The organism is Acinetobacter sp. A3 (assembly GCF_012371415.1).
GTDB lineage: Bacteria > Pseudomonadota > Gammaproteobacteria > Pseudomonadales > Moraxellaceae > Acinetobacter.
Genome location: NZ_JAAZQW010000064.1, coordinates 3723 through 6995 on the forward strand (window position 1 = coordinate 3723; position 3273 = coordinate 6995).

The following is a 3273-nucleotide window of genomic DNA, read 5'->3' on the forward strand; positions in this document are numbered from 1 at the left end:
GCATCAATATTCGCTTCAGTCGGATCTACTTTCGCTTCTTCTGCTGCATCAATCGCATCAGCAATCGCTGAGTTCGCGTCCGCTACATTTTTCGCTTCGATTGCTTCTGCAAGGTTGTCTTGTGCGTCCTTCAGGTCAGCAACCAGTTCAGCTTGCTTGTCTGCATCCGTCACTTTGGCAATCGCTTCTTCTGCAACGTTAATCGCATCTTCCGCTGCAGCAATAGTTTCTTCAGTCGGATTAGTTTTTGCTGCTTCCGTTGTATCAATTGCATCAACAATCGCAGATTCTGCATCCGCTACATTTTTCGCTTCTTCATGAGCTATATTAGTCTGACTTTTCCCACTTGAACCACCACCTGCTCCAGCCAATGCTCCAATTGCTACTGCACCAGCTGCCCAAGGCCATAGATCGATTAAAAAATTGCCTGAATCGTTCAAAAGTAATTCAATATTTGATAGAGGGTTGTAACTCACTGAATTAAAATCATATATAAATAACTCAGACTGTTCATTTCTAAATACCAATGAACTTTCTTCTACATTAAAGTTATCAACTATTATTTTTTCACCATTTTTTAAAGTAATAACAGCCTGATTATTTAGATAATCAATTTTATCTATATCTTCTATTTTTGTGTCTATTAAAACAATCGAGTTCTCACTCAATAAAATTTTTTCTACTATCTCGTTTATTACACTATTACTACCATTCTCTTTAGAAATAATCTGAACTTGCATAAAAACCCTAAAAAAGTACACTTATAATTAACGTAATTAAACAATTATTCACCTTACTTTACAAGTAAATGTATGTGAATTTCATCGCATAAATATACCCAACATAAATATTGGTATAAAACATTTTTTGTATTCTTTCATAAAAAAATTAAAATCAAGCTATTGTTTTTATTTTATTAGAAGCCGTTAATATTTCATAATTGTAACCAAATAAAGATACAAGCTAAGGCAACCGAATTTTCATAGTTTCGCTTTAGCTTGTTATAGCGTGTGGTAATTCCTCTAAATTGCTTTAGTCTTGCAAAGGTGTTCTCAACTAAATACCTGATTTTTTATATAAATACCAACCCATATGATCATTATTTGAAAGTGTATTGAATTTCTTGGGAATATTGGCTTGAGTACCCGTTTTTCTATCTGCTCTCTCAAGGATTCAGAGTCATAACCCTTTGAACCGTACCGGGTTTGTCGGAGACTTTTTATTTAAGTTAGGCCACCTGACCTAACGGATTAATTTTATCATAGTACATTGCTTCAAAATCAAAAGGTGGCACATAACCTAGTGCACTATGTACACGCTCTTTATTGAACCAATCTACCCAATTTAATGTCGCAAGTTGTACATCCGCTAAACCTTGCCAATCTGCTTTTAAATATTCAATCACCTCTGTTTTGTATAAGCCATTCACTGTTTCAGCCAAAGCATTATCGTATGAATCACCGGTCGTACCGACTGATGCTCGTAAATTTGCTGCTTCTAAACGATTGGTATAGCGAATGGAAAGATATTGAACCCCTCTGTCACTATGGTGAATCACATTCTTTGGCATGTCTCGAGCATGTAACGCTTGCTCAAGTGCATCGAGCACCATATCTGTATTCATCCGTGTCGATACTTTCCATCCAACAATTGCTCGTGAGAAGACATCAATAATAAATGCAGTATAAACCCAGCCTGAATTTGTTTGAATATACGTGAAGTCAGCGACCTGAGAAGTATTGCTTCGCAAGGGTCAGGATGATCAGCACTAAAATTGCGTTTCACCAAGTCATCTGCTCGTTTTTGATCCTCTCGGCTACGGGTAGTTTGTTTATTCTTACCACGCCAAACACCTTGTATACCTAGTTTTTGCATCAATCGAGCAACTGTACAGCGAGCAATAACATAGCCTTCACGTTTCAATTTTTGCCAAACTTTACGCACACCATATCGACCTGAACTTTCCTTCCAAATTCGTTTAATTTGTTCAGCATGATGCAAGTCATGTAGATCTCGCTTTGCTCGATGTTCTGGGTTTTCAACGAAATCTAGTGTTCGATAATAGGTAGAAGCCGCGATCGGTAAAATCCTGCAAATCGCCTCAACACCATATAACGCCTTATTGTTATGGATGAAATCTACCATTATTTGTGTGGGCGGTCGAGCTCCGCCTGGGCGAAAAAAGCGGCTGCTTTACGTAGAATTTCGTTAGCACGTTGCAGTTCTTTATTTTCACGTTCGAGTTGTTTAATACGTTCTTGATCTGAAAGTTGCTGTACTTTAATTGGGTTTTGTTTATCTAAATATTTTTGATACCAAACACGTAGAGTTTCAGGAGTACAACCCTTGCGCAGTATACTGCTCAGGGAGCAATAGCGGTGATCGCAGCCCAATTCGATGGATAATCTTTCTCGGATTCAATCAATAATTGAACCGCTCTTTCTCTGATTTCAGGGGTATATTTTACTTTTTTCATCGGGACACTACGCTTCGCTACGTCTTGCGAAGCAATGCTTCTCATCTCAGAAAGCTTGGTCTCCGACAAACCCGGTACGGTTCAGTAATTCAGTTACTGACTCCACCGGCCAGTCGATCTCGATCATCTGATCCCTTGCGGAACTTGGTGCCTCATGTAATGGAATCCTGATATGAGCGACAGCTTTCTTCTCTGGCACAGGTGGTAGAGGTGCTTCTTGTTTGACTGGAGTCGGGTGAAGAATGACCGGAAGAAAGTCAGTCTGTGGAATGGATGGGGTTTTTAATGCAGGGGGCATTGATCTGGACTGACGAATCCATTTATGTAGCAGATTGGTAATAATCCAGAACCTGTAACAAGACCAGTTCACGTCCAGTCTGTTTGGCAATCCATGCAGCCGCGTCTGCCAGCGCGTTTATACATGGTGATGAGTCGATGCAGGCGATGACACGTTTCATGTTTAGCCTCTCTAGTTATGATAAAAATTTCTTAGTTATTTTTAACTTAGCATAAGCATTCAAAAATGTGCAGCGAAATCTGTAAGGCTTGACTTGAAATATGTTAACTTTTATATGATTGACCGATAATTAGAAGAATAATTCAGCCATTAGGCCAAACACTTAAATTCAGATCATTAAAATACTTTTAAAATCATTTTCTAATTCATATCAGCGAAATTCCCTCTTGCTGTTAGGAAGTCAGCAATACTGTTGCACAAGAAAGAGATACCGTCTGAAACGTCAAGCAAATTATTGAGAATTCATGCTCAATAATCCGCTTGATAAGGTTGTTGGTGT

1 protein-coding gene, 3 pseudogenes and 1 other annotated feature are annotated in these 3273 nt (G+C 38.6%); all 4 genes and pseudogenes read right to left on the bottom strand.

The genetic code is table 11. The features are described 5' to 3' along the window. On the bottom strand, positions 1-740 hold a 740-nt coding region (locus HHA42_RS12800), incomplete at its 3' end, for a BapA prefix-like domain-containing protein (RefSeq protein ID WP_168526772.1). Positions 741-934: 194 nt separating this feature from the next. After that, positions 935-1190, bottom strand: a pseudogene (locus HHA42_RS12805) (transposase); the annotation flags it as partial. A 38-nt stretch (positions 1191-1228) separates the two neighbouring features. After that, positions 1229-2476: pseudogene (locus HHA42_RS12810) on the bottom strand (IS3 family transposase). Next, positions 2071-2187: a sequence feature (AL1L pseudoknot), on the bottom strand. Its footprint overlaps the pseudogene before it by 117 nt. Positions 2477-2802: 326 nt before the next feature. Then, positions 2803-2934, bottom strand: a pseudogene (locus HHA42_RS12820) (universal stress protein); the annotation flags it as partial. Positions 2935-3273: the final 339 nt, after the last annotated feature.